The following is a 21,096-nucleotide window of genomic DNA, read 5'->3' as shown; positions in this document are numbered from 1 at the left end:
GGGGAACCTCGGGGGTGTAAGTTGGATCGACAGGTCACGGCACGATTTTTCGGTGTATCTGCGCTTAACAATGATAATGCGACGTTCTATGAAGCCCTCACGCGGCTGATCGATGATGAAACACGCACGCAGTGGACCGCCCTATATGGCGACGTTCGTGTAAAGCTCGCTCGCTGTGCGTTCGCTGATAATGACCGACGCTTCATCGAGGGCGAATTCGTTCGACAGCAGCGTCACCACGTGCCGCCTATTGCTCTCGACGACGGCGAGTTGGTTGATCAACCCAATCCGGTAGGCCATAGAACGGCTTTCCGTTATGATGGTCACCTAGGCATAATACTCTTAGAGAGCCGAAAAGAGGCAGTACCTGCGGGTCGGATCGACCAGTACATGCGGCGGAAGATCGCAGGGCATAGAGGGTTCCATTTTATGCCGTGCCTGTCCCGAACAGGTTTAGAGCAACTTCGTGACCGTCACGCGAGGGCCATTTCGTTTCGGGTGCACAGCCCAACTGATCTCTCCTTGGTTGAGGGGCAGAATTCATCCATTGGAAGAAATTTAGAGGCACTATCGAACAACTTTGGTGGCCCGAGCATCGAAGTGCGAGTTTATTGGCCCGGACACGAACGCGGAGGCCGTCTAAATATGCCGGCCGTGCGCAATCTGATTGGGTTGGGAACCAGAAATGAGGGCGTTTTCGACAAAATTGAGGTTAAGTTGGCCGACGACCAACATCCCATCGACATTCTAACCGATCAAATTAGGAATACTGAGACACTCGACCTCAGAAATGAGGTGGAGCATAATTGGCAGACTCGACAGGAATTCCTTGAAAGAACCTTCGCGGCGAACTTGCCGACCCTGGAAAGGATCTACGGCCATGGTGGTGCGGACGGCGAATAGCATTTACGATAGAACGTATTCGTTCATTTCGCATGCACCATTAACTGCCGCGTGCGGCGGAGCTATAGCCATCACTCTGGTCGTTTCACGCCTGTCCTTCTTAGAAGGCATCGAGGTTGGCGCGATTTTTTCGGGCGTGTTCGATATAACAACGATACTAACGGGATTCCTTGCCACTTTTTATGTATTTGTGGTCGCGCGACAGAACAAATTCCTAGAGAACATACAGAACACTGAGGCGTATCGGAACGCAGTCGGTTTATTGCGGTTCAATATCTACTGGGCGATATCCGTGATTCTGATATCTTGGCTTTGCATGATCGTAGCGCCCGAAAAGATCGCACTTTGGTCGTGGCAACAAGCACTTGTGTTTGTTTGGTCCTTCAACACAATACTGCTGACGATCAACTTCACGAGAAGCGTTCTACATTTCAACACGATTATATCGGCTCGGGACACGCGAGACTCGCGCTAGACGTACTGCTCGGCTCTCCTTACATCGATCACTTACGGCGACCGGGTTTTCGGTGGCAGTGTCCATCGCTCGTTGCTCTCTATCTCCCTCCACAGTTACTCCTCCGGGCTGATCGCCAAGCGAAGCCACGGTCGATGCTCTCAGAGGGGTGCGGCAAGGCTTCGCGGAACGGTCGCGCCTGAGCGGGTTCTTCGCCGGTCGCTCCCGCGCGTCCGGGTTGGCGGCAATTAGGCTCTGAAATTTCAGTGTCGCAGTCGCTTCGGCCCCTCTAACTAGCCTAGGCCAACCGCCTTAATAGACGCGACCGCCCGATGCCTTTAGACAATCAATTCGCTGCCGTGCCGGTACGCGGAAATTGAAGCCGTCGCGCTTGGAGAAGGTAGCCGTGTATCAGGCGCTCGACGAGTAACAACCGAACAATACGAAAGATCACGAAATGAAGACGAACCGCTTCATGATGACGGCGCTCGCCGTCATGGCAACCCTTCCCCTTGCCAGCTGCGTGACCGGCCAAGCCGAGTTTGCTGCTCTACCCGGCGAGCCGAAGCTGACACAGGCGCAACTGATCCGCGCTCAAGGCTATTGCAAGATGCGGATGAACGACGAGGTCAACAGAATGTTCGCCCGATATGGTGCCGAGGCAACCTTGATTGCCGGACAAGGCATGTTGGTTGAAGACGCCACTGCGTGTTTCGCCTCGCAAGGCGTTATGGTCAAGGGCTTTCGCCAGAAAGATGGCTCTCTGCGGGCTGCGAACGGCGCGATCGTAGAACCGGCCACGCGCAAGGTCGCAGGTAAATTCCCGCCAAAGCCGAGATAAGGTAAAACGACCATGACGAACCTCTACGAAATGCAAACCAAGCAAATGTTCACCGATCGCGGCATACTCGGCATCTGGCTGGTGATGTGCTCGCCGGTAACGACCGGCTTCCTCTACTGGTGGCTGGTCCACATCATCGCGGCGAATGAAAGGGCCGCCGAATTTGGATATCGAAGCGCTTTACCCGGCTCTGCTCTCTTCGTCGCGCTGCTGCTGATTGCGTCCAGTCTCGCGTTCATCGCGGGCTGCATCCTTCTTCTGATCGGTCGCTCTCAGGAGACAACCGTTCGACGCCTGGCGCGTCCGAAGACCGGCGGGCAGGTGCGCGGCGCTTGGGCGTCGGCGCATGATGCACCGCCACAGTCCGGCTTCCACGGGGGGCGCCACCCGGAAGGCGATGCTTGGCGGCGGTGACGGAGGTGCAAGCCCAGCACCGTATGCTTATCGCCGCTCGGGTTATGGTGACGATACCAACTCACCTATGTCGAGGATGAAGTTTCACCGCCGCTCGCGTCTGCGCTGCTCAATTTCCTTGGCCCACTCGGGAAATACCTCGGCGAAGGGTCGCCCCTCGGCATCTTCCGGCAGCAGGAAATCGTCGGGGTTTTGGGCGACCCGCCGACGCAGTTCTGCCTCATGCTCATCGGTCCATTGATCGTCCGGCACATTGCGCAGGTTCAGTTTTTCCTTCGGCATGGTCGAGCCTCTTTTACCTGCCGGCCCTTGGCTGGCATCCCTTGGCGAACCGTTGCTGCTGCGGATCGGCATTCGGGAGAGTTTGACGATAGAACGCTTTAATTGAGGAGACCACTCGGAAGGAAGGGTTTTGGGCGGTGAGATTTGCGATCCGGGTGATTGCGCTCGGACTGGTCTGCGATCCTTCGGCGATCTCTCGACGCGACAAACCGACTTCGTCTTCTAGGCGGTGGATCATCCGGGCGACTTCGGCGACATCGTTGGGCATGGGTGCATTCCTCGGCGGTGGGTGCGCAAAGGGCGTCGAACGAACCTGTCAACTCAATCGATCCGCGACGCCCCGGCCTCTTGGAAGGCAGTCAAGGATAGTAGGGGGCACGCCATCGAACAAGTAACTACGGGAACAAAGTGAGAAGCAGCCGTTAGTAACCTGCAACGATTTCAACTGGTTAAGTGGGCCCTCCGGGCCCACCATTTGCTTCAGGGCTTCCAGGCGCGCTGCCGATCCGGCAGAGCCTCGTTGGGCAACAAAATCGAAGCGCGATATCGGTGAGGTAGCCTGCACAGCAAAACGGCCTAAACCTTTGGCCACGCCTTTTCCGAGCACAGTTCTTTAAACTGAACTTTCGGCTTGATTGTCGCCGAAGATGAACATTTGAGCTTGCAGAACGTTCTCCCTTGGCCAAACAGGCAAGGAGGAAATGAGATGAGCGCCGACCAGCGTACCATGATGTCGATCGCGCTTACTGCGGTGATCGCTCTATTCACGGCTTTTATGATTGGAATGGTGCTCGCCTAGCCGCCCCACGCAGATAGGACTTCGCCCGTCAAACTCCGTTTTGCTGCCGCACCACCGTCAGCGACACCAGCGCGCAGTCGGCCCGTCCGGCGGCACCCAGTAACGAACGAGGCCGTGGCTCGAGCGACAACTTTGCCGATACACATTCAACGTGTGAAACGGCTCCCACTATCGGAGCTTCGCTCCGGGACCCATTGCGGGGCCGCGTCGGCTATCGGACCGGGTCGGGCGATGGTTTACGTCGGCTTGACGGCGTTGTCGTCGGAGCTTGCGGATCCGTTCCGACGGGTCGATGAACAGCACCAGTACTACAGCCGCCGCTACAAGTGCATATCCCGGAATGCCCGTTTTTGCGCTCGCGAGCCCAGCAATCGACATGGCAACTGCAATATAAATTCCGGTCGACCCGGGGCCGGAAGTCACGCCCCAAAGGAGATCGGAAACTCGATCTTTCCATCTTCCGTGCGACATCGCCATGGCAATAATTCCAATCGAACTTGCTTGGTGGACAACCGCTGATAAGCGCTGGATTGCAGCAATATGTACCAGGCGAGCCCTTCGGCAATCGGCCTCAGACCTTTGCCGGCCCGTGTTGGACCAAGGTCCGACGTCCCAAAATGCCAGCCCGAGGATTTTTCGGGGTTGCCGCGGCACTCCACAACAAACACCTTTTTTTAGACTTCGCTTCAAAGGCGGGGCCTATCGCAAATTGCATGAATTTCGCTGTCGGCCCTCGCGTCACGAGTTGCTTCGGGGAAGTCGCGCCTATTGCGAGTTCAATCAAGAGGCCGCGTCGCCGCAACGGATACCCGGGCTGCATGGATGGGGCCCAGCCACGTCGAATTCAACATGAGTATCGGCGGTCTGGCGCAGATCGGCGCCAGCGGCCCGATTTAAGTTGAGCGCCGGTCCATCTTCCTCGAACGTCTTCACGCGCTGATCGTAGTTTGGTGAAATCGTGCCCAGCACGCGATCCCAGAACGAGAAGTAGTTGCCGTAGTTGTATCGAAATCCCGAATGGTGCTGATCGTGGAACGTCGTGCACAGCAAGGGGGACGGATAACGCGCTGTCGATGAGGCGAAATACTCGAACCCACAGTGCCCGAGCATGCCATTGAAATGTTCGAACAGCCTTTGTCCGATGAGAATCGCTGGCGGAAACGGCACAACGAAAACGATGACGGCTGAGAACCCCTGCAATAGAAAATTGTCGAGGACATCCTCCGAATAGGTGCTCCAGATCGTTGGTGCGACACTCTTATGATGAAGTGCGTGCAGCGGGTAGAGCCACTTCGTGTGCAGCAGCCGGTGCATGAAATAGAACCAGGTATCGTAGAGGAACATGCAGAGAACAAAGAGCGGCACCGCCGCCCACCAGTTGAACGCCCAGGGTGCCGGCGCCCAACCCTTTTGCTGAACGTAGAGGCCGATGGTCAGAGGCAGGCACGCGCTGAACATCGAAGCCAGGCTCTGGCGGATTTCCGCATTGCGACGTTTGTCGGAGCCGCGCCCCTTCTGAATCTTTCGCTCGGGATTGCGGTCGTTGACCCAACTGAGACCGTAGCCAAAGGCGAAATAGGTAACGACTGTCGTGGCGTAGAATCCGAACAGAAAAAGAAGATAGAACAGTTCGTCCGACATCGGCCCCTGCAGCCCCCAAGCCAAATCCGCGCCGCGGGAACATGCCATGCCGTATTGGCAATTTAAAGTGGAAATGCGCGTGTCGGAAAGACTGCGTGAAGGCCGCCTCCGCCGGCGCGCCCCATGGGGGAGGTCTTCATTTCGAGATATTCCTCTCGGCCGGTTTTACTTCGCCGCCGACAATAATCTTGTGAAAAATCCGAGACTAGGGCACAATTTGTGAACGCATCTGAGGTGCGGCGCTACCTCAAATCAGGCCGTCTCGCGCCGAGTAACAGTTCGCGTGGGAGGGTCGGCGTCGATGGATCAGGGGTTCTTTCTTCTGTTCGCCACGGTGGCCGTGATCACGGCTCTGACCGTGGTGCTGGCGCGCAATCCGGTTCACAGCGCATTGGCACTGATGGCGTGTTTCCTGCAGATTTCGGCCGTCTTCGTGCTGCTGGAGGCGCCGTTGCTCGCGGTCGTCCAGATCTTCGTCTATGTCGGCGCGATCATGGTGCTGTTCCTCTTCGTGATCATGATGATAGACGTGCGCGAAGCGGTGCTGCAGCGCTTCCTGCCGGGCGGCAACCTGCCGGCTCTGGTGCTGCTCGTGCTGCTTGGGGCGGAGATGCTTGTGCTGGTGCTGTCGAGCGACCGCTTTTCCGCTACGGAGCCCATCGCCATGCGGGAGGGCGACCAGATCCGGCAGCTCAGCACGACCCTGTTCGCCGATTATCTCCTGCCGTTTGAAGCCGCCTCCGTCATCCTGCTGGCGGCGCTCGTCGGTGCCATCGTGCTGGCGCGGAAGGAGCCGGAGTGATGGTTCCGCTCTGGTGGCACATTTCCCTTGCAGTGGTCCTGTTCGTGATCGGGGCCGCCGGTGTGCTGCTGAGACGCAATATCCTCGTCGTATTGATGTCGCTGGAGTTGCTGCTCAACTCGGTCAACATCAATTTCATCGCTTTCGGGCGGTACTACGCCGATTTCCGCGGCCAGATCTTCGCGATCTTCGTCATCGCAATCACCGCCGCCGAGGTTGCCGTCGCCCTCGGCATCCTGGTTGCCCTGGTGCGGAACAAGTCCACCCTCAAGGTCGACGACGTGACCGTGATGAAAGGATAGCGGCTTGGATCCGGTGATCTCCATCCGGCCCCTTCTTGCCGTCGCCGTCGCAGGCCTGGCGGCCCTTGCAGTTCTCCTTCTCAACAAACGCGAAAAGCTCCGCGATCTCGTCTCGCCGCTCGCCGCGCTCGTCATGTTCGCGATCGTCGCCTCTATGGCGCCCACGGTGCTTTCGGGCGGGACGGTCGAATTGCGGCTGTTCGAGATCCTGCCTGGGATCGACTTCGCTTTCCGGGTCGATGCGCTCGGCATGGTGTTCGCCACCGTCTCGTCGCTCCTGTGGATCGTGGCGGCGATCTATTCCATCGGCTACATGCGGCACTTGCACGAGCACGCGCAGACCCGCTTCTTTGCCTGCTTCGCTACCAGCCTTGCGGCGGCCGTCGGCGGCGCCTTCTCCGCCAATCTGTTCACACTGGTGATCTTCTACGAGCTGCTGAGCCTCGTCACCTATCCGCTCGTCTACCACCACGAGGACGAAGAGGGATGGGCGGGCAGCCGCAAGTATCTCGTCTATCTGATGGGCGCCTCGAAAAGCGTGCTGCTCGCGGCGCTGGCGCTGACCTATCACATTGCCGGATCGCTCGACTTTGTGGCGGGGGGCTGCTGGCGGGCGCCAATGCCTCGCCGCAGCTGCTGACAGTCGTCTATTTCTGCTATCTCTTCGGCTTCGCCAAGGCGGCGGTAATGCCGATGCACGCCTGGCTGCCGGCCGCGATGGTGGCGCCGACGCCGGTCAGCGCGCTCCTGCATGCGGTGGCGGTGGTCAAGATGGGCGTGTTCTGCGTGCTGCGGGTGGTGTTCCATGTCTTCGGCCCCGGGCTGATGGGCGGGCTGGGACTCGGCATCGCCACGGCTTATCTGGTCTCGTTCACGATCCTGATGGCGTCGATCTACGCATTGACGCGGGATGACCTGAAGGCGCGGCTCGCCTATTCGACGGTCAGCCAGCTCTCCTATGTGGTGCTCGGTGCGGTCCTGCTGTCGCCGGTTGCGATGGTCGGCGGGATCATCCACATTGCGGCGCACGCCTTCTCCAAGATCACGCTCTTCTTCTGCGCCGGTTCGATCTATTGCGCGTCCGGCAAGCGCAACATCAGCGACATGGCTGGGATCGGGCGGAGGTTGCCCTGGACGATGGGGGCGTTCTTCGTCGCCTCGCTGAGCATGATCGGCGTGCCGCCGACCGCGGGCTTCGTCAGCAAATGGTATCTGACGCTGGGCTCCGTGCAGGCGGGGGAAATCGCTTTCCTGATCGTGCTGCTGGCGAGCTCGGTGCTGAACGCCGCCTATTTCCTGCCGGTCAGCTATGTCGCTTTTTTCGGGGTGGGGGCGGAGGAGAGCCCGGCGACGGTCCGTGAAATTCCGCTGGTGACTGTCCCGCTGGTCGCGACCGCCATCCTCTCGGTGTTGATGGGCATCTTCCCCGGCTATTTCCTCGCATTGGCGGAAGGAGTGGTCAGATGATCGAGAGCATCGTCGATTTCTTTGGCGACGAAGCCTATGCGAGGCAGCGGCGCCGGCTGCTCTATCTCGTGCTCGTCCTGATCGTCCTCGCCGACTTTCTCGTTCCCCGCGAACACGCCGAATATCTGTGGGAGCGCCTGCCTGGTTGGTCGGCCTTCTACGGCTTCGGCTCCTGCGTGCTCTTGATTTTCGTTTCCAAGTTCCTTGGCCATCAGGGCGGGCTCATGCGGCGCGAGGACTATTATGACTGAGTTCGTCCATCCCGCCCTGCTGTTCATTGTCGGCGCGGTGCCGATCGCCTTTCTCAACGGAGCGATCCGTAAGGCCTATCTGCTGCTGATCCCCGTACTGGCGATCCTCGCCGTGCTCGCCATGCAGCCGGGCAGCTACGGCGCGGCACAGTTCCTCGGCCAGGACATCCTGATCGCCAAGGTCGACAAGCTGAGCATCGTCTTTGCCACGGTCTTCACCATCATGGCGCTGATCGGCATGGTCTACGCCCTGCACCTGACCGAGGCCGGCCAGCATGTGGCGGCATTCGTCTATGTCGGCAGTGCGCTTGGCGTGGTGTTTGCCGGCGATTACCTGACCCTCTACCTGTTCTGGGAGGGCATGGCGTTTGCCTCTGCCTATCTGGTCTTCGCCCAGGGAGGCGAGAAGGCGGTTCGTGCCGCTTTCCGCTACCTCATGGTCCATGTCACCGGCGGCGTCGTGCTGCTCGGCGGTGTCGTTCTGCATGGGCTCGCCACCGGCTCGTTCCTGTTCGGTCCGATCGAGGCGGGGCCGATGGGAGCCGGCGCCTACCTGATCCTTGCCGGGTTCCTGCTCAATGCCGCGGTGCCGCCGCTCAATGCCTGGCTGACCGACGCCTATCCGGAGGCGACCGTCACCGGGGCGGTGTTCATGAGCGCCTTCACCACCAAGACGGCCGTCTATGTGCTGGCGCGGGCTTATCCGGGAACCGAGCTCCTGGTCTGGCTCGGCGCCGGCATGGCGCTCTACGGCGTCGTCTATGCGGTGCTGGAGAACGACTGCCGGCGGCTGCTCGCCTATCACATCGTCAGCCAGGTCGGCTATATGGTGGCGGGCGTCGGCATCGGCACCGAGTTGGCCGTGAACGGAGCCACCAGCCATGCCTTCGCCCATATCCTCTACAAGGCGCTGCTGTTCATGGGGGCGGGGGCGGTGATCTACGTCACCGGGCGGCGCAAGCTCACCGAACTCGGCGGGCTCTACCGGACCATGCCGCTGACCGTGGCGCTCTACATGGTCGGCGCCTTCGCGATCTCGGCATTTCCGTTCTTCTCGGGCTTCGTCACCAAGTCGATGGTGGTGGCCGCCGCCGGAGAGGATCACCGCGCGCTGGTGATGCTGGCGCTGACGATGGCGTCGTCGGGGACGTTCCTGCACACCGGGCTGAAGCTCCCGTACTATATGTTCTTCGGCACCGACCGGGGGCTCGAGGCGCGGGAGCCGCCCGGCAACATGCTGGCTGCGATGGCCATAGCGGCGGCGCTCTGCATCGCAATCGGGGTCTTTCCTCAAACGCTCTACGCGCTTCTTCCCTATCCGGTCGACTTCGAACCATATACCGGCGTCCATATCACCGAGAGCCTCGGCGTGCTGATGTTCACCGCTCTGGGCTTCGTGCTCTTCCTCAAGGCGCTCGACCCGGAAAACACCATCAGCATCGACACCGACTGGTTCTACCGCAAGGGCGCGCGTTTTTTCATGTGGTTCGCCGAGAGACCGCTGGCCCGCTACGAGAAGGCGGTGAGCGATGTGTCCGAGACCGCGGCGCTGCCCTTGCTACACGGCACGGCACGGGCCGGGCTGCGGGCCGATCTCAACGGCGTGGATGCCGTCGTGAACGGAGTCGCGCGCGCGATCCTTGGCGGCGGCGGGACACTGCGGCGCCTCCAGACCGGCGTCGTCACCCATTATGTGCTGGCCATGGTCGCCGGTCTGATCGCGGCCACCGCCGTCTTCGCCGTCGTGTGGCAATAGGGGGTGCAATGACGGTCCCGCTGCTCAGCCTCATCATCTTCCTGCCCGCCGCCGGGGCAGCGGTCTTGATGTTTCTGCGCAGCGACGATGCGGTGCGCTGGACGGCGCTCGGTTTCACCGTCGTCGACTTCGCTCTCACGATTGCGATGCTGGCCGGCTTCGACACGACGACCCACGAAATGCAGTTCACCGAGACGCGCGCCTGGGTGCCGGCGATGGGCATCACCTATGCGCTTGGCGTCGACGGCATCAGCGCGCTTTTCGTGTTCCTGACCGCGCTGCTCGGCTGGATCTGCGTGCTTGCCTCGTGGGTGGCGATCGACCGCAAGGTGAAGGAGTTCATGGTCGCCCTGCTTTCCATGCAGGCGCTGATGCTGGGGGTGTTCTGCGCGCTCGACCTCTTCCTGTTCTACGTCTGCTGGGAGGCGATGCTGATCCCGATGTACCTGATCATCGGCGTCTGGGGCGGCGACGGGCGGGTCTATGCGGCGTTCAAGTTCTTCCTCTACACGCTGGCAGGAAGTCTGCTGTTCCTCGTCGGCGTCATCGTGCTCTATTTCCACGGCGGTGAGACCTTCGACATCCTCGCCTTGACGGCGCAGGATCTGCCGTTCCGGGTCCAGTCGTGGCTGTTCTTCGCCTTCCTGATCGCCTTCGCGGTCAAGGTGCCGATGGTTCCGGTCCATACCTGGCTGCCGGATGCGCACGTCCAGGCGCCGACGGCGGGCAGCATCATTCTCGCCGGCGTGCTTCTGAAGATGGGCGCCTACGGTTTCCTGCGGTTCTCGCTGCCGATGCTGCCGGAGGCGTCGGTCTATTATTCGACGCTGATGCTGGCCCTTTCAGCGCTCGCCATCGTCTATGGCGGGTTCCTTGCCCTGGCGCAGGACGATCTGAAGAAGCTGGTGGCCTATTCCAGCATCAGCCACATGGGCTTCGTGACGATGGGGATCTTCTCCCTCAATCTCCGCGGACTCGAAGGCGGCATCCTGCAGATGTTTAACCATGGCGTGACGACGGGCGCCCTGTTCCTGTTCGTCGGCGTGATCTACGAGCGGACCCATACGCGCAGCATCGCCAATTACGGCGGGCTGATGAAGGTGGCGCCGGTCTATACCGGGTTTTTGGCGCTGTTTACCCTGTCGTCGATGGCGCTGCCGGGCACCAATTCGTTCGTCGGCGAGTTGCTGGTCCTGTCGGGCGGATTTGCCGCCAACATGGCCGTCGGTACGGCCGCGGTTTTGGGGGCGTTGCTGGGCGCAGCCTATCTGCTTGGCATGTACCGCAAGGTCGCGCTTGGTCCGGCGAGCGTCGGCGAGCGTTACGAGATCCGCGACGTCAACGCCCGCGAGATGGCGGCGATCCTGCCGCTGGCGGTCTTCGTGCTTTGGGTCGGACTCTATCCAAAACCCTTTCTCAACGTCATCGATGCCTCGGTGAAGCATCTGCTCACCGAGGTGCACGGTCACAGGAGCGGGCAATGACCGGCGCCACGCTTTTCCAGTGGGCCCTGGCAAGCCTCCCCGAGATCATCGTGATCACCGGGGCCTGCATCCTGCTGATCCTGGGGCAATTGGTGCGGAAGGGACAGGAAGATTTGCTTGTCTGGGCGTCCGTCGCAGTCGTGCTGATTGCCGCTCTGGCGACATTCATGCTGGCGGGCGAAGTGCGGCCGGCCTATTCGGGCATGTTCATTGCCGACCGTTTTGCCGTCTTCTTCAAGTTCGTCTTCTACCTGGCCACCGTCCTGACATTTCTCCTTTCGCGAAAATATGCCGATATCGAAGGGATCGGGAGCAGCGAATACTACGTCATGCTGCTTTTCGCGCTCTCCGGCATGATGATCATGGCCTCGGCGACCGATCTCCTGTCGATCTATGTAGGCCTCGAACTGATGGTGCTCTGCACCTATGTGCTGACCGGATTTCTCCGGCATGAGCGGCGGTCGAACGAAGCGGCGCTGAAATACGTGATCCTCGGTGCGGTCTCCACCGCGATCTTTCTATACGGCGTATCGCTGGTCTACGGGCTCACCGGCACGACGCAACTGGACGCGATGGCCGCCGCGGTGAGCGGCGATCCGCTCGATCCGGGATTGCTGCTGGCGGTGGTCTTCATCGTCGCGGGGCTGGTCTTCAAGGTCGGCGCGGTGCCGTTCCACATGTGGCTTCCGGACGTCTACGAAGGCGCGCCGACGACGATCACCGCCTTCATGTCGGTCGGGCCGAAGGCGGCAGGGTTCGCAGTGATCCTGAGGGTGTTTCTCAACCCGCTGGTCGCAGCCTCCGACGTGTGGATCATCGTCGCGGTCATTGCGGTGGTGACGCTGGCGCTCGGCAGTTTCGTGGCGCTGGTGCAGGATAACTTCAAGCGCTTGCTTGCCTATTCCAGCATCGCCCATGCGGGGTTCGCCACTTTCGGTGTCGTCGCCGGCGGTCAGGACGGGGTCGCCAGCGTCATGCTCTACCTGCTGATCTACGCTTTCATGAATCTCGGCATTTTCAGCGCCGTCATCATGATGCGGAACGGCGATTTCTCGGGCGAGGTCATCGAAGACTATGCGGGTTTCGCCAAGTCGCATCCGGGGCTAGGGCTCTTGATGCTGCTCTATCTGTTTTCGCTGGCCGGAATTCCGCCGACGGCCGGGTTCTTCGCCAAGTTCTACGTGCTCGTCGCGCTCGTCGAGCAGGGTTTCGTTTTCCTGGCGGTGATCGCAGTACTGCTGAGCGCCGTCGCCGCCTACTTCTACATCCGCATCGTCATGGTGATCTACATGCGCGAGCCGGAGAGGGCGTTCGAGCCGGCATTGACGCCCTTGGTCCGCGCCACGCTCGCCTGCACGGCCGCCGGCACCATCGGCATCGGCCTATTTCCGGGGTGGTTTCTGAGGCTTGCCCAACAATCGGCGTTTGGCGGTTGATTTGTTTGCAATGGTCCGCTCGACGGAATAGACTGCAAGTTCAAGAAAGAATTGCCCAATTCGCTTTTCAGGGCACCTGCGTTACCGACCCGAAGAAGGGTTGGCGCTGTGGAAAGCCCACGTTGGACGGGCGCTGCGATATGACTGCGATCGAATTCCTGCCGGTTCTTGTCATGATCGCCGGAGTTGTTCTGGTGGTCGGGGCGACGCTGTTTGTCTCATCGCTGCTGCGCCCGTCCAATCCCTATCCCGAAAAGAACATGCCCTATGAGTGCGGCATGGATCCGGCCGGCGAGGCCGCCGGGGGCCGCTTCAGGGTGCAGTTCTATATTCTCGCGATCCTGCTGGTCGTCTTCGATGTCGAGACGATGTTCCTGTTTCCCTGGGCCGTCGTCCTGAAGGAGATCGGACTGGTCGGCTTTGTCGAGATGTTCGTCTTCATATTGCTGCTTCTCGTGGGTTTCGCCTACGCCTGGCTGAAGGGGGCGCTGGAATGGGAGGCGTAAGCAATGCGTTCCGCGACAGCGTGCTGTTCACCACGGCCGAGAGCGTTATCAACTGGAGTCGCCAGTCGGCCCTGTGGCCCGAGACCTTCGGAATTGCCTGCTGCGCCATCGAGATGATCTCGGCGGGGTGCGCCCGCTATGATCTCGACCGGTTCGGCGTGGTGTTCCGGCCGTCGCCCCGCCAGTCCGACGTGATGATCATCGCCGGCACCGTGACGCGGAAGTTCGCTCCCGTGGTGCGCCGGCTCTATGACCAGATGCCGGAGCCGCGCTGGGTCATCGCCATGGGCACCTGTGCCATCTCGGGCGGGGTCTACAACACCTATGCCGTGGTGCAGGGGGCGGAGACCTTCGTGCCGGTCGACGTCCATGTGCCCGGCTGTCCGCCGCGGCCCGAGGCGCTGATGCACGGCTTTCTGTTGCTGCAGGAGAAGATCAAAAAGTCCAAGGCGCTCGCCGGGACGCCACTGGACCGGGTCGCCGTGCCATGAGCGTGGAGACGCCGCTTATCCCCACCATGATCGCGGAGCGTTTCGGAGGGGCAATCGAGGAGCTCGGCTTCTCGCATGGGGTTCATGCTTTCGCCTCTCCGCCCGAAAGCATCGTCGAGCTTTGCCGGTTCCTGAAGGACGATCCGGCCCTGCGATTCGATTTCCTATCGGACATTTGTGGTGTCGATTATTACCCCGAGGCGCCGCGCTACGAGGCGGTCTACCACCTCTATTCGCTGCCGAACAAATGGCGCATCCGGATCAAGTGCCGCCTCGGCGATCCGCCGCGGGTCCCCTCGGTGACGGGGGTCTGGCGGACCGCCAACTGGCATGAGCGCGAGGCCTGGGACATGTACGGGATCAGCTTCGAGGGACATCCCGACCTGCGCCGGATCTACATGTGGGAAGGGTTCGAGGGTTTCCCGCAGCGCAAGGATTTTCCGCTTCGGGGCTACAAGGACGAGTTGAACCCGTTTGGCGCCGAAGGGCCGCCACCGACCCGGCCGGACCTTGCCACCAAGGAAATTCCATCGGGAGGCCGCTCGACACCGGAAACGTGAGATGACCGAAGTCACTGAGCTCATGAGGCCGCAAGGCGAAGCGCTCGACACCAAGGAGGTGCTTCTCAATCTCGGCCCGCAGCACCCCAGCACGCATGGGGTGCTCAGGCTCGTCCTCGAGCTGGACGGCGAATATGTTGCCCGCGTCGACCCGCATATCGGCTATCTGCACCGCGGCACCGAAAAGCTGGCCGAGAGCTTCACCTATACCCAGATATTTCCGCTCACCGACCGGCTCGACTACGTCTGCCCGCCTTCGAACAATCTGGCCTTCGCACTGGCGGTGGAGAAGCTCCTGGGGATCGAGGCGCCGATCCGGGCGCAGTATATCCGCGTGATGATGGCCGAGCTGGCGCGGATCTCCGGCCATCTGCTGATCACCGGCGCACTGCCGATGGATCTCGGTGCCATGACCGCGCTGCTCTACGCCATGCGCGAGCGCGAAATGATCATGGACCTTCTGGAGATGATCACCGGCGCGCGGATGCACACCTCCTTCTGCCGGGTTGGCGGCGTTCGCGAGGATCTGCCCGACGGGTTCCTTCCGAAGATCAGGGAGTTCTGCGAGATCTTCCCGAACCGGATCCGCGACTACGAACGGCTGATCGAGGACAATCGGGTGTTCCTGAGCCGCACCCAGGGAATCGGCGTGATCTCCCCCGAGGACGGCATCGATCTGGGCCTCAGCGGCCCCAATCTTCGCGCTTCCGGCGTCGACTGGGACATTCGACGCGACGAGCCCTACGAGATCTACGATCGGCTCGACTTCAACGTCATTGTCCGCAAGGAGGGCGACTGCTACGCGCGCTGGCAGTGCCGGGTCGAGGAGATGCGCGAGAGCGTCCGGCTCATCGAGCAATGTCTCGAACAGATGCCCGAGGGGCCATTCCAGATCGACATGCCGACGATCGCCTTTCCGATGGACAAGGATCGGGTGCACTGTTCGATGGAGGCGCTGATCCAGCATTTCGACCTGTCCGCCTATGGCTTCAAGGTGCCGAAGGGCGAGGTCTACTCGGCGATCGAGGCGCCAAAGGGCGAGCTCGGCTTCTACATCATCAGCGACGGGTCGGAAAAGCCGTTCCGCATGAAGGTGCGGGCACCGTCCTTCGTCAATCTTCAGGCCCTCTTCGGGGTCACCAACGCCCGCTATCTGGCGGACATGATCGCCGTGCTCGGCAGCCTCGACCCGGTGATGGCGGAGGTGGACAAGTAGCAGGAGTTTTGAACGCGATGAGCATGCGCGAAAAGATCAAGCAGGCGGCGGCGCGGTATCCCGACCAGCGCTCGGCGATCATGCCCGCACTGCTCATCGCGCAGAAGGAACATGGTCATCTGCCCGGCCCGGTGCTGGAAGAGGTCGCCGACATTCTCGGCGTCGAGCGGATTTGGGTCTACGAGCTGGCGACCTTCTACACACTGTTCCATACCGAGCCTGTCGGGATGTTCCACCTGCAGCTCTGCGACAACGTCTCCTGCATGCTGTGCGGATCCGAGGCTCTGCTGAAGCATCTGGAAACGGCGCTGGGGATCAATAAGGGTGAAACCACGCCGGACCGGCTGTTCACGCTTTCGACCGTCGAGTGCCTCGGTGCCTGCGAGATGGCTCCGGTGATGCAGGTCGGCGACGACTATCACGGCAACCTCGATAACGGGCGGATCGATGCGCTTCTCGCCGCGCTGCGGCGGGAGGCCGGGCAAGCGACCGGTGCCGATCTCGCTGCCGCAGTACCTCCGGGAGAATAGCCATGTTCGAGCCGGTTCTCCTCAGGAATGTCGATGTTCCGGATGGCCATCTGCTCTCCACCTACGAGGCCGGCGGCGGCTACAAGGCGCTGGCCAAGGTGCTGCGCGAGCACACGCCCGACGAGGTCGTCGAGCTGGTCAAACAATCCAACCTGCGCGGCCGCGGCGGTGCCGGATTCCCTACGGGGATGAAATGGGGTTTCGTGCCGAAGCGGGCCGACAAGCCGAAATATCTCTGCTGCAACGCCGATGAAGGCGAGCCGGGCACATTCAAGGACCGGATCATCATGGAGCGCGACCCGCACCAGCTCATCGAGGGGCTGGCGGTGAGCGCCTACGCGATCGGCGCCGAAACCGCCTATGTCTACGTGCGCGGAGAATATGTGGCGGCTATTCGCCGCCTGGAGCAGGCGATCGCCGAGGCACACGAGAAGGGTTATCTCGGAGAAAACATTCTCGGCTCGGATTTCAAATTCGCGGTCCATATTCACTGCGGCGCCGGCGCTTATATCTGCGGCGAGGAGACCGCGATGCTCGAATCGCTCGAGGGCAAGCGGGCGCAGCCGCGATTGAAGCCGCCGTTTCCGGCCGTCGCCGGGCTCTACGCCAGTCCGACGGTGATCAACAATGTCGAGACGCTCGCTTGCGTGCCGCATATCGTGATGCGGGGGGCGCACTGGTTCCGCGCGATTGGCCCCGACAAGAGCCCCGGCCCGAAGCTCTACTGTATCAGCGGACAGGTGCGCAAACCCGGCCTCTACGAACTGCCGATGGGCATACCGCTGCGCGAACTGGTCGAGAACCATGCCGGCGGCCCGCTGCCGGGACGCAGGATCAAGGCGGTGATCCCGGGCGGGGTTTCGGCGCCGCTGATCCCCGAGAGCGGGCTGGAAGTGGGGATGGACTTCGACTCTCTCGCCGCCGTCGGCTCGATGCTCGGCTCGGCCGGGGTGATCGTGATCGACGACTCGACCTGCATGGTCAAGGTTGCCACCCGGATCGTCGAGTTCTTCCATCACGAGTCCTGCGGCAAGTGCACCCCATGCCGGGAAGGATTGAACTGGGCTGTGAAAGTGCTGCGCCGGATCGAGGCCGGGGAGGGCGCGCCGGGCGACCTGGAGCAGCTGGAGAGGCTCTGCAAGGGCATATTCGGCAATACGTTTTGCGCCTTGGGTGACGGCGCGGCGATGGGATTGCGGGCCGCGCTCGAGCATTTCCGCTACGAGTTCGTTGCCCATATCGAGGAGCGAAGGTGCCCGTTTCACTGAACGCGTGCGCGGGAGGGAACATGGTTAGCATTACGATCGACGGACACACATTGGAAGTGGAGGCGGGCTCCACGGTGCTGCAGGCTGCTGAGCGCCTGGGCATCGACATCCCGACCTTCTGCTACCTGAAGCGGCTGCCGCCGCTGGCGTCGTGCCGCATGTGCCTGGTGGAGATCGAAGGGCTGCGGCGCCTGCAGCCTTCCTGCGCCACCGCGGTCACCGAGGGCATGGTCGTGCGGACCAACACGCCGCTGATCGACGAAACGCGGTCTTCGATGCTCGACATGCTGCTCGCCAACCATCCCCTTGACTGTCCGATCTGCGATAAGGGCGGCGAGTGCGAGCTCCAGGACATGGTGATGGAATACGGGCCCCGCCGGAGTGAGTTCCGCGATCCCAAGCGCGTATTCCACTCGCGGGACATTCGCCTGAGTCCAGTCATCATCATGAACGTCAACCGCTGCATCCAGTGCCAGCGCTGCGTGCGGATGTGCGAGGAGGTCGTCGGCGCCGTCGCCCTGGGGACAGTTGAAAAAGGCATGGATACTGCCGTTACCGGTTTCGAGGGCAGTCTTGCGAGTTGCGACCAGTGCGGCAATTGCGTCGAAGTCTGTCCGGTCGGCGCCCTGATGAGCTTTCCCTATCGCTATAAGGCGCGACCCTGGGACCTAGCCGAGACTGACACGGTCTGCCCGCATTGCGGGACCGGCTGTCAGCTTACGGTCGGGGCGCGCAAGGGCGAGTTCATGCGGGTCCGCTCGAAGGAGGAGCACGGGGTCAACCGCGAAACGCTCTGCGTGCGGGGACGCTTCGGCCTTGACTTCGTCGAGAGCCGGGACCGCATCAAGCGACCGATGATCCGTCGTGACGGCGCTCTCGTGCCGGTTTCCTGGAACGAGGCAGGGGACTACCTGCGCCGGCGCCTGTCGGCCGTCGAGAGCAAGGCCGCGGGCGGGCTCGCCTCTGCGCGCCTGCCCAATGAGGTCCTCTATCAGTTCCAGAAGCTGATGCGGACGGTGTTCCGGACCAACAACATCGACTGCTCGGCGCGCTGGTCCGCGCCCTTCGACGCGCTCGGCCCGCTGCTGGCAAGCTTCTACACGCGCGCCTCCCTGCACGACGTGATTGGCAGCGATTGTGTGCTCGTGATCGGCGGCAATGTGACGGAAGAAAACCCGGTGACCGAATACCTGCTACGCGATGCCGCGCGGCGGCGGCAGACCGGATTGCTCATGCTCTCGGCGCGGCCGTCGCGTCTCGACGCCGATGCCCGGGTGGTGCTTCGCGTGCCGCCGGGCGGAGAGGCGGCGAGCCTTGCGGCGGTGGTGGCAGGACTCCTGCCGAGCGAGACCCTTGCGGAGATCGGCGCGACGACGGGCGGTGAAGGGTCGGACCGTTTGGTTACCGCTCTCAAGGACGTCCGCAGCGTTACCCTGCTTGTCAGCGTCGGACTCCTGAGATCGCCTGCAGCGGGCGCAACGCTGCAGCAAGTCAACAACCTGCTGCAGGTTCTCCGCCTGCTCGGCAAGGGCGTGGCGATGCAGTTCCTCTTCGACAGGGCCAATCAGATGGGCGCCTGGGACATGGGAGTTCTGCCGGAAGCTCTGCCGGGGCTGCTTCCCGCCACCGACGACGATGCGGCGCGTACGGCTCTTGGGCGGGCCTGGGGCGTCGAGATCCCGTCTGAACCGGCCGCGACTTTCGACGCCATGCTGGAACTCTGCGATGTCGGGCGAATGGGTGCGCTCTATATCGTCGGAAGCGATCCCGTGATGACCTATCCCGACCGGAGGATCGTGCAGATGGCGCTTGGCGCCGCCGACCTTCTGATTGTGCAGGACGCGTTCCTCACGGATACGGCCGGCCTTGCCGATGTGGTGCTGCCCGCTGCGAGTTATGGAGAGGAAGCGGGCACGTTTACCAACAATGAAGGCCGGATCCAGAAGCTCCGCAAATTCCGCGAACCGGCTTTCGAGGCCCGGGGCAATCTGGAGATCTTCGACTTCGTCGCGCAGCTCCGCGTTCAGGCGCTGCAGCCATCGGCGCAAGGCGAAATTTTTGACGAGATTACCCGGCTGGTCCCGGCCTATCAGGGATTGACGCAAGGCGGTCTTGGTGCCGACGGCGCATTCACAAAGGCGGTTCCGACGCCACCGTCAGGCGTGTTCTTCGCGGCGCCGCCGATCCCGAAGGTCGACGATCGGCTGATGCTTGTTACTGGCGATTGCCTGTTCCACAACGGATATCATTCCGAACGCTCGGAGATCCTGAATACGGTTGCGGATGACCCCTATGTCGAGTTGAGCGAGCAGGATGCCGGGCGACTCGGCCTTTCGGACGGCGATCAGGTGGTCGTGCGATCCGGTCAGGGCGAATTGACCGCAAAGCTCAAGGTCAACAGGCGCTTTCCGCGAGGCCTCGTCTTTGTTCCCGAAAACTACCGGGCGCTTCGCCTCAACAGCCTGATGCGGCGGGGCGAATATCCATGTCCGGTGGAGGTTCAAAAGGCGCATGCGGCATTAGAGATCGGCCCCCACGCCAGCTCCGCGGCGAGCCCCGAGGATCTCGGCCAAGGCATGGCAGGTGGCTCGCCCTAACCCAGCGTCGCACGCGGCAGGGACTTACTCTCGTCAGTGATAGTGGGTTCCGCGAATATAGTCGTGCAGGTCCTGCTCCGTGCGCTGGGCTTCGTCGAGCCTGTGCTTGACGACGTCGCCGATGCTGACCACGCCGACAACATCGTCACCATCCATCACCAGCACGTGGCGGGTGCGCCGCTGAGTCATGATCGCCATCACAATGGGCAGCAGATCCTCTGTCGAACAGATCGCCACGCTGCGGTTCATGATGTCGGCCACCCGCATCGCCGCCGCCTCGGCGCCGTATTCAGCCACCGCATTGCAGCAATCGCGTTCCGACAGCGTGCCCAAGTATTCCCCGGCCGATTGGCTGACGACCACGAAGCCGATATTGTTGTCGCGAAACAATCGCAGGACTTCCACCATCGGCTGATCGGGCGTGACCGCGATAACTCCGACACCTTTGTTCTTCACGATTTCGCCGACAAACATCTGAGCCTCCTGTCCAAGCACGTCGGATAGACAACGGGCGCGCGCTCACCTCCGCCGGATATTCCGCCACCAGTTGTAGCCTTGCCGCTCGTTGGATTCGACCAACACGTCCTTCGTCGTGTTCAGGCGCGCGGCGACCACGCCGCCGCCGGTCGCTGCCTTGCCAGGCTTTGCAAGCAGGTCGTCGCGTCCGATCACCAAGTCGCGCGAGGAAAAGCTCGAGAATTCATATTGCTGACCGAGCGCGATCGCATCCGCCGGGCAGGCGTCCTCGCACAGCCCGCAGAACAGGCAGCGGGCCGTGTCGATCTCGAACTTGGCCGGGCGACGGTTGCCCTTGTCGTCCTCGTAGGGGACGACTTCGATGCAGTAGCAGGGACAGATCCGCGCGCAGAGCTCGCAGGCCACGCACTTGATCTCGCCCTCTTCGTCACGCTTCAGGAAATGGTGGCCGCGATAACGCGAATAGGGCAGCCATTTCTCCTTGTCCGGATACTGCATGGTCACGGTTCTGGAGAACATGTAGCCGAAGGTCAGCGCCAAACCATTCGCCAGGTCGGCGAAGAACGTCCAGCCGATCCAAGTCCCGATTATGTCCTGTGCGCGCGACATCGCCGCCCTG

21 protein-coding genes and 1 pseudogene are annotated in these 21,096 nt (G+C 61.7%); 17 read left to right on the top strand and 5 right to left on the bottom strand.

From position 1 onward, the window contains the following. Positions 1–21 precede the first annotated feature (21 nt). The 3 genes from USDA257_RS36235 to USDA257_RS22465 all read left to right on the top strand — a co-directional run bounded on the left by USDA257_RS36235 (position 22) and on the right by USDA257_RS22465 (position 2,612). Positions 22–903 (top strand): DUF6731 family protein, encoded by an 882-nt coding sequence (locus USDA257_RS36235; RefSeq protein WP_144051954.1) that lies wholly within the window; start codon positions 22–24, stop codon positions 901–903. A gap of 911 nt (positions 904–1,814) precedes the next feature. Beyond that, a complete protein-coding gene (locus USDA257_RS22470) occupies positions 1,815–2,198 on the top strand; it encodes a hypothetical protein (protein ID WP_014765278.1) in 384 nt (127 codons plus the stop codon). Positions 2,199–2,210: 12 nt separating this feature from the next. After that, positions 2,211–2,612, top strand: a complete 402-nt coding sequence (locus USDA257_RS22465; protein ID WP_014765277.1) for a hypothetical protein — start codon at positions 2,211–2,213, stop codon at positions 2,610–2,612. Between the two features lie 84 nt (positions 2,613–2,696). Here USDA257_RS22465 and USDA257_RS22460 read toward each other — a convergent pair whose 3' ends face one another. The 3 genes from USDA257_RS22460 to USDA257_RS22450 all read right to left on the bottom strand — a co-directional run bounded on the left by USDA257_RS22460 (position 2,697) and on the right by USDA257_RS22450 (position 5,334). Then, on the bottom strand, positions 2,697–2,894 hold the full coding sequence (locus USDA257_RS22460) for a hypothetical protein (protein WP_014765276.1): 198 nt from the start codon (positions 2,892–2,894) through the stop codon (positions 2,697–2,699). Between the two features lie 13 nt (positions 2,895–2,907). Then, positions 2,908–3,162 carry a hypothetical protein gene (locus USDA257_RS22455; RefSeq protein WP_014765275.1) on the bottom strand — a complete coding sequence of 85 codons (255 nt, stop codon included), beginning with the start codon at positions 3,160–3,162 and terminating at the stop codon, positions 2,908–2,910. A 1,311-nt stretch (positions 3,163–4,473) separates the two neighbouring features. Continuing rightward, a complete protein-coding gene (locus USDA257_RS22450) occupies positions 4,474–5,334 on the bottom strand; it encodes a sterol desaturase family protein (RefSeq protein ID WP_014765273.1) in 861 nt (286 codons plus the stop codon). A 301-nt stretch (positions 5,335–5,635) separates the two neighbouring features. Between USDA257_RS22450 and USDA257_RS22445 the strand changes: the two genes are divergently transcribed. The 14 genes and pseudogenes from USDA257_RS22445 (at position 5,636) to nuoG (ending at position 20,000) form a co-directional block, all read left to right on the top strand. Continuing rightward, the gene (locus USDA257_RS22445) at positions 5,636–6,136 is read left to right on the top strand and encodes an NADH-quinone oxidoreductase subunit J family protein (protein WP_014765272.1); all 501 of its coding nucleotides are present in this window, start codon (positions 5,636–5,638) and stop codon (positions 6,134–6,136) included. Next, the gene (gene nuoK / locus USDA257_RS22440) at positions 6,136–6,438 is read left to right on the top strand and encodes an NADH-quinone oxidoreductase subunit NuoK (RefSeq protein ID WP_014765271.1); all 303 of its coding nucleotides are present in this window, start codon (positions 6,136–6,138) and stop codon (positions 6,436–6,438) included. Before USDA257_RS22445 ends, nuoK begins: the two co-directional genes overlap by 1 nt. Positions 6,439–6,442: 4 nt before the next feature. Next, positions 6,443–7,905: pseudogene (locus USDA257_RS22435) on the top strand (monovalent cation/H+ antiporter subunit D family protein). Next, positions 7,902–8,156: a hypothetical protein gene (locus USDA257_RS22430; RefSeq protein WP_014765269.1), complete on the top strand. Its 255-nt coding sequence runs from the start codon at positions 7,902–7,904 to the stop codon at positions 8,154–8,156. The pseudogene USDA257_RS22435 and the gene USDA257_RS22430 overlap by 4 nt, the downstream one beginning before the upstream one ends. Continuing rightward, positions 8,149–9,912, top strand: coding sequence for a Na(+)/H(+) antiporter subunit D (locus USDA257_RS22425; RefSeq protein WP_014765268.1), 1,764 nt, complete (start codon positions 8,149–8,151; stop codon positions 9,910–9,912). The genes USDA257_RS22430 and USDA257_RS22425 overlap by 8 nt, the downstream gene beginning before the upstream one ends. 8 nt (positions 9,913–9,920) lie before the next feature. After that, positions 9,921–11,396, top strand: a complete 1,476-nt coding sequence (locus tag USDA257_RS22420; RefSeq protein ID WP_014765267.1) for an NADH-quinone oxidoreductase subunit M — start codon at positions 9,921–9,923, stop codon at positions 11,394–11,396. Continuing rightward, positions 11,393–12,832 carry an NADH-quinone oxidoreductase subunit N gene (locus USDA257_RS22415; protein WP_014765266.1) on the top strand — a complete coding sequence of 480 codons (1,440 nt, stop codon included), beginning with the start codon at positions 11,393–11,395 and terminating at the stop codon, positions 12,830–12,832. The genes USDA257_RS22420 and USDA257_RS22415 overlap by 4 nt, the downstream gene beginning before the upstream one ends. 140 nt (positions 12,833–12,972) lie before the next feature. Continuing rightward, complete coding sequence (locus USDA257_RS22410; protein ID WP_014765265.1) at positions 12,973–13,338, top strand: NADH-quinone oxidoreductase subunit A; 366 nt, start codon at positions 12,973–12,975, stop codon at positions 13,336–13,338. Beyond that, positions 13,326–13,829: a NuoB/complex I 20 kDa subunit family protein gene (locus tag USDA257_RS22405; protein WP_014765264.1), complete on the top strand. Its 504-nt coding sequence runs from the start codon at positions 13,326–13,328 to the stop codon at positions 13,827–13,829. The genes USDA257_RS22410 and USDA257_RS22405 overlap by 13 nt, the downstream gene beginning before the upstream one ends. Beyond that, positions 13,826–14,389, top strand: coding sequence for an NADH-quinone oxidoreductase subunit C (locus tag USDA257_RS22400; protein WP_014765263.1), 564 nt, complete (start codon positions 13,826–13,828; stop codon positions 14,387–14,389). Before USDA257_RS22405 ends, USDA257_RS22400 begins: the two co-directional genes overlap by 4 nt. Position 14,390: 1 nt before the next feature. After that, positions 14,391–15,605 (top strand): NADH dehydrogenase (quinone) subunit D, encoded by a 1,215-nt coding sequence (gene nuoD / locus USDA257_RS22395; protein WP_014765262.1) that lies wholly within the window; start codon positions 14,391–14,393, stop codon positions 15,603–15,605. Between the two features lie 17 nt (positions 15,606–15,622). After that, on the top strand, positions 15,623–16,135 hold the full coding sequence (gene nuoE / locus USDA257_RS22390) for an NADH-quinone oxidoreductase subunit NuoE (protein ID WP_014765261.1): 513 nt from the start codon (positions 15,623–15,625) through the stop codon (positions 16,133–16,135). A 2-nt stretch (positions 16,136–16,137) separates the two neighbouring features. Continuing rightward, entirely contained in the window at positions 16,138–17,403 is a 1,266-nt protein-coding gene (gene nuoF, locus USDA257_RS22385) for an NADH-quinone oxidoreductase subunit NuoF (protein ID WP_014765260.1), read from the top strand. Positions 17,404–17,423: 20 nt separating this feature from the next. Next, positions 17,424–20,000, top strand: coding sequence for an NADH-quinone oxidoreductase subunit NuoG (nuoG, locus tag USDA257_RS22380; protein WP_014765259.1), 2,577 nt, complete (start codon positions 17,424–17,426; stop codon positions 19,998–20,000). Positions 20,001–20,033: 33 nt separating this feature from the next. Here the strand turns inward: nuoG and USDA257_RS22375 are convergent, their stop codons facing one another. Next, positions 20,034–20,474, bottom strand: coding sequence for a CBS domain-containing protein (locus USDA257_RS22375; RefSeq protein WP_014765258.1), 441 nt, complete (start codon positions 20,472–20,474; stop codon positions 20,034–20,036). A 45-nt stretch (positions 20,475–20,519) separates the two neighbouring features. Next, complete coding sequence (locus USDA257_RS22370; protein WP_014765257.1) at positions 20,520–21,086, bottom strand: NADH-quinone oxidoreductase subunit I; 567 nt, start codon at positions 21,084–21,086, stop codon at positions 20,520–20,522. Positions 21,087–21,096: the final 10 nt, after the last annotated feature.

The organism is Sinorhizobium fredii USDA 257 (assembly GCF_000265205.3).
Lineage (GTDB): Bacteria > Pseudomonadota > Alphaproteobacteria > Rhizobiales > Rhizobiaceae > Sinorhizobium > Sinorhizobium fredii_B.
This window is presented reverse-complemented; position numbering and strand designations above follow the sequence as displayed.

Bases quoted from the DNA above. Each gene is read 5' to 3' on its own strand.
- USDA257_RS22470 (WP_014765278.1), top strand. From the start codon at position 1,815: ATGAAGACGAACCGCTTCATGATGACGGCGCTCGCCGTCATGGCAACC.
- USDA257_RS22465 (WP_014765277.1), top strand. From the start codon at position 2,211: ATGACGAACCTCTACGAAATGCAAACCAAGCAAATGTTCACCGATCGC.
- USDA257_RS22460 (WP_014765276.1), bottom strand. From the start codon at position 2,894: ATGCCGAAGGAAAAACTGAACCTGCGCAATGTGCCGGACGATCAATGG.
- USDA257_RS22455 (WP_014765275.1), bottom strand. From the start codon at position 3,162: ATGCCCAACGATGTCGCCGAAGTCGCCCGGATGATCCACCGCCTAGAA.
- USDA257_RS22450 (WP_014765273.1), bottom strand. From the start codon at position 5,334: ATGTCGGACGAACTGTTCTATCTTCTTTTTCTGTTCGGATTCTACGCC.
- USDA257_RS22445 (WP_014765272.1), top strand. From the start codon at position 5,636: ATGGATCAGGGGTTCTTTCTTCTGTTCGCCACGGTGGCCGTGATCACG.
- nuoK (WP_014765271.1), top strand. From the start codon at position 6,136: ATGGTTCCGCTCTGGTGGCACATTTCCCTTGCAGTGGTCCTGTTCGTG.
- USDA257_RS22430 (WP_014765269.1), top strand. From the start codon at position 7,902: ATGATCGAGAGCATCGTCGATTTCTTTGGCGACGAAGCCTATGCGAGG.
- USDA257_RS22425 (WP_014765268.1), top strand. From the start codon at position 8,149: ATGACTGAGTTCGTCCATCCCGCCCTGCTGTTCATTGTCGGCGCGGTG.
- USDA257_RS22420 (WP_014765267.1), top strand. From the start codon at position 9,921: ATGACGGTCCCGCTGCTCAGCCTCATCATCTTCCTGCCCGCCGCCGGG.
- USDA257_RS22415 (WP_014765266.1), top strand. From the start codon at position 11,393: ATGACCGGCGCCACGCTTTTCCAGTGGGCCCTGGCAAGCCTCCCCGAG.
- USDA257_RS22410 (WP_014765265.1), top strand. From the start codon at position 12,973: ATGACTGCGATCGAATTCCTGCCGGTTCTTGTCATGATCGCCGGAGTT.
- USDA257_RS22405 (WP_014765264.1), top strand. From the start codon at position 13,326: ATGGGAGGCGTAAGCAATGCGTTCCGCGACAGCGTGCTGTTCACCACG.
- USDA257_RS22400 (WP_014765263.1), top strand. From the start codon at position 13,826: ATGAGCGTGGAGACGCCGCTTATCCCCACCATGATCGCGGAGCGTTTC.
- nuoD (WP_014765262.1), top strand. From the start codon at position 14,391: ATGACCGAAGTCACTGAGCTCATGAGGCCGCAAGGCGAAGCGCTCGAC.
- nuoE (WP_014765261.1), top strand. From the start codon at position 15,623: ATGAGCATGCGCGAAAAGATCAAGCAGGCGGCGGCGCGGTATCCCGAC.
- nuoF (WP_014765260.1), top strand. From the start codon at position 16,138: ATGTTCGAGCCGGTTCTCCTCAGGAATGTCGATGTTCCGGATGGCCAT.
- nuoG (WP_014765259.1), top strand. From the start codon at position 17,424: ATGGTTAGCATTACGATCGACGGACACACATTGGAAGTGGAGGCGGGC.
- USDA257_RS22375 (WP_014765258.1), bottom strand. From the start codon at position 20,474: ATGTTTGTCGGCGAAATCGTGAAGAACAAAGGTGTCGGAGTTATCGCG.
- USDA257_RS22370 (WP_014765257.1), bottom strand. From the start codon at position 21,086: ATGTCGCGCGCACAGGACATAATCGGGACTTGGATCGGCTGGACGTTC.